Consider the following 4,167-nt stretch of genomic DNA (forward strand, 5'->3'; position numbering starts at 1 on the left):
CCAGTGCTCTACATTATGGCGGGGGTCGCCGTCCTCACGAACGAACATGCACGAGCCGGGACCGGAACCGTACATGATCAGGAAGTCTTCCGGCTTGTCTGCATAGGTGATTTCCAGCGGACGACGCATGTCTTCGATGTACTGAGACATGTTGCGCACCAGATGATCACCGATGCCGAGTTCCTTGGCATTGGAGAACCGCGATACGGCACGGGCGATAGTCATCTCCTCATATCGCTTGAGCCGACGCCATGCACGGTTCGTAGTGGCCCATGCCTGTGCCCGACGTGGGTCAGCCAGATCGTCCTTGAGTTTCGTGAGGAAGTCGGGGAGGGCCTCGTCGTAGCAGAAGAACGGCGTGCAGAACTTGTAGATATCGTCGCTTGCCGTACCCGTCATGCTGATGTTTGTGAATACACGAACCGTGTCCGGTTTGGACCCGAACATGATGGGGGCGGTGAAAGCAAAGCGATTGTTCTGCAAATTCTCACGGGCATACCGGCGAAGCTCCAGAAAATCCTTGGAGACGAACCGGACAATGCGCGCTGCCATGGCAAGCGGCGCGCTGTTGATGTTGAAGTCATAGCCCCCGGTGGCCATGACTTCATCGGGATTCTGGCCCTGCTCCTTAATGGCCGCACGCAGACAATTGATTTGTTCTCGTGTGCTCAGTGTGAACATGCGAGTCATCGCAGATACCTCACGTAGATTTTGCCTGTTTGGATTGAGCGAAAGAAGGCATGCTTGATCTTCTTGTTGACGTAACGCCATTTAAGGTACGTCAACCAATTGGGAAACTTATGATTAAACAGTTTCTTCATTAAACTACGACGGTTGCCTCGATACCGAACGTGCCGATGGATCGGCCCACGTTGCGCTGATTGATATCAGAAATCAGCTTGCCGTTGTTAAGGTCTAGGCCGTACCACGTCGCACGATCACTAATGCCGAGTAGGCCGATGGGCACCATCTTGTCCTCACGCATAAGCGTGTTGGTAATGATAACTGCACCCGGCTGAAAATTGTTAACACTAAGGTCGCCTTCATTACTCTTGTATACTTCAAGTTTAGTGAATTTGATCTTGCCCATACCAACAATCGTTGCATCGCGCCCTGATAGGCCGAGGGCTAGCGAATGAGAGCGAAGGTTGATGCTGAGATACCGATCAAGCGGGTCTACCTTGCCAAGATTTAGAAACAGTGACGAGCCAGTGCCACGATCCGTCTTAAAGACGGACAGCATGGGCACGTCCTCGCGTCGAACTGTGACGAATGCAGAGCCGTCACGGGAAAGAGTAAGCATGGTTCATCAATCCTGTAGTGGAGTGGAGGAGACAGTTCGATACATATTTGCTGCATCGAACAGAAACTTAGCAACAGCAGTTGGTCGCATGTTGCGCATGATTGCTGGATTGGGATTAGGCTGTGACTGGACAACGCCAACAACATCTTCTCTTGTCATGCGTTTTAGGTCACGTGCCTGCACTTGCTTGGGGTGTTGCAGGAAATGAGGAAGCTGCGTTGACCAGCGATAGAGAAATGGATCACGGTACGCAAAGATGCGCCGTGCTACTGCTTGCACTTGGTAACGGCTATTCCTATACCCCACAATACGACCAAGAATTTCTGTAGTGGGATCGTACCTAGCAAACCTAATAGGAAAGGTTACAACCTCTCCTACATCGAACATCCTACGTCGAGCCATTGATGTCCTTTGTTTTTTATTGTTATGAATTATAGCCTAAAGAGGTATCTATGTCAAGCCGCCTTACGACTGTAGACCTTTTGGAACCAGTCGAGTTTCGCTTGATCGAAATTAGCATTAGTGTTGCGCATGGAACCTTCGGTAAGGAACATGCGGATAGCCTTGTCCTTACCGATGATGCTGTTCTCTTTGTTATCCTCCCGTGGACCCCAGCCTAGGCGCAGCATGAAGTTTAGAAGGGCATCAGGAGAGTAACCGCGATCACGATAATCAAGGAGAGAAGCAGCACCATCACGCTTACTCATCTTCTTCTTGTCTTTGAAGATCAGACCGACATGGGCGAACTTAGGTGGTGGCGCACCATGTAGTTGATCACGGTCATCACACTTCTGAATAGCTGACCAGATAGCTAGCTGCTTGGCCGTGTTAGTGATGTGGTCGGTGCCACGAATAATAAAATTAACACTCATCAAGTAGTCATCAATAACACTGGCGAACTGGTACGTCGGCTCACCTAGTTTGTCACCGCCGCGTAGCAGTACGGTACGCCCGTTGATCTGCTCGATATTGGTGTCGGTAATAGGGATTCTATCGGCAACTTCATCACGCCATGAGCGAGGCATGAAGTCCTGCCAGTTGAGGATGATTGCGCCATTGTCGGCACGGAACGCAAAGCCATGTTCCAGAAGACGCTCGGCTTCCGCCTTGTAGATGGACGTGCGCTGAGACTGGCGCTCAAAGCGATCCCAATCCAGCCCAAGCCATTTCAATCCATCATAGATAGGTTGGATGGTCTCAGGCTTGTTACGCTCAGTATCCGTGTCATCCAAACGAAGGATGAACTGGCCACCTGTAGCCTTGGCAGCAAGCCAGCAGAAGTATGCTGTGCGTGCGGTGCCAAAGTGCATCATCCCGGTAGGCGAAGGGGCGATGCGAGTAACATATTCCATGTGAGCACTCCTATGCTGCACGAAGTTTCTTACGAAATTGAAGAACTGCTAGGTCTGACCTAGACAGAGCTAGCTTTCTAAGCGAATTTCGTCTTACAATAACAAGGTATGGAGCGCCACCATTGCAGGTTAGGTACGCGTCCAAACCATTTGAAAAAACTTTATCTAATGTAAAGGCTTGAAATTTGTAGCCGTCGAACAAGACTCTACCTGTGATGAACATAGTTCTGTCCGACCAGCGATCAATAATGCTGTAACTAGCCTCTAGGGATGGTCGCACATGGGTATGGGAAAAGACTTCCGCCCCTGCCACGTCGTATGGTAAGCCCATCGTCTCAGTAATGGGGTAGATCATGTCATGCCTACCAGTTTAGGGTTGATGACCAATTCTTCTCGCTTGGTAACGAGCATGTAGTTACTCTTGTGGAATGGAATGACTGTCCGCACAGGCGCAGGGCTACCGCAGTCTAAGCATGTGCGATAACCTAGCTGTAGGCGTGCAGTGGGATACTCTTCCCCGCATTTGCAGCAGTGGGCCATTGCCGACTCTCCATAACCGGATTATGCACATATTATAAGATAAACATCCTGCTATGTCAAGTCGGCAAGTCAGAAAGCAGCAGCAAAGCTGCCATCGGCTACGTTCCACACCTCGGGCTTATCGTCCGTGGTGTAGAATACGCGCCGAATACCAGCCTGACGAATGACCGCTTGGCAAACAGTGCAGGGTTTGGCGAGGGCTACAGAACCGTCGCGCTTGACCCGTGATACAGCCAGATCAACGCCATGGCTGGCATCGAATCCGGCATGTAGAATGCAGCTAGACTCAGCGTGTAGAAACGGCCACGGACTGTATCTAGCCAGCTTTGGATGGGTTTTGAGTTCATTATGTTTTGCCGAAATTACATGGTTTCCAGAAAAGAGAACGGCACCAATCCTAAAATTAGTGCCGTTGCGACCACCTACGCCGGGACCAGATAAAGCTACCGCTTTAGCTGCTTCCAGCATTCGTGAGATTCGGGCCATCGCGCAATTCGCGCAACATCCTGTTTACTGGCTTTTCTCCATATCGGTGTACGAGATATTCATACTTGTGCCACGGCATGTTTGCCATGCGCCGTGCTTGAGAACGAGAGTTGCGGACTGCCTGATCGGCGCGCGGGCCTGGCGGGATAGTTGGTGGCACGAACGACGGATCGCAGAGTTGGCCTTTGAAGGATAGACTCATTTGTGTAAACCTTTCTCAATTTTGTAAGCGTGGTAACAAACAATGACGATGTAGGCGAATACAGTTAGGCTGATAATCAAGGGGTAATTTCCCCATTCTCAAGCCAATGCTTGTAAGTCTCGGGGAAATTCTTGGTAGCCATCCGCATAAGGTCTTTGTGAAACAGGCGGTAGAGCATGTTCTTGATGTTCGTCTCCTCCTCCTCAGAGATATCAGTAAAGATACTCTTCATAAGAGGGCCGATATCACGAACAGTGCCAGTCAGTGTGCCGTCCTCACGAGCA

At 50.5% G+C, this 4,167-nt stretch carries 5 protein-coding genes; all 5 read right to left on the reverse strand.

What is annotated here, in order from left to right; all coding sequences use genetic code 11:
- Positions 1-690, reverse strand: a 690-nt coding sequence (locus tag IM475_RS17770) for a hypothetical protein (RefSeq protein ID WP_287728582.1), incomplete at its 3' end; no start/stop codon positions are given.
- Between the two features lie 130 nt (positions 691-820).
- Positions 821-1,303: a hypothetical protein gene (locus IM475_RS17775; protein ID WP_287728584.1), complete on the reverse strand. Its 483-nt coding sequence runs from the start codon at positions 1,301-1,303 to the stop codon at positions 821-823.
- 455 nt (positions 1,304-1,758) lie between these two features.
- Complete coding sequence (locus tag IM475_RS17780; RefSeq protein WP_287728586.1) at positions 1,759-2,655, reverse strand: glutamate--tRNA ligase; 897 nt, start codon at positions 2,653-2,655, stop codon at positions 1,759-1,761.
- A gap of 609 nt (positions 2,656-3,264) precedes the next feature.
- Positions 3,265-3,663 carry a cytidine/deoxycytidylate deaminase family protein gene (locus IM475_RS17785; RefSeq protein WP_287728588.1) on the reverse strand — a complete coding sequence of 133 codons (399 nt, stop codon included), beginning with the start codon at positions 3,661-3,663 and terminating at the stop codon, positions 3,265-3,267.
- Between the two features lie 296 nt (positions 3,664-3,959).
- Positions 3,960-4,167, reverse strand: a 208-nt coding sequence (locus IM475_RS17790) for a hypothetical protein (protein ID WP_287728590.1), incomplete at its 5' end; no start/stop codon positions are given.

Source organism: Microcystis sp. M061S2, from assembly GCF_020245605.1.
In the GTDB taxonomy this organism is placed as follows: Bacteria; Cyanobacteriota; Cyanobacteriia; order Cyanobacteriales; family Microcystaceae; genus Microcystis.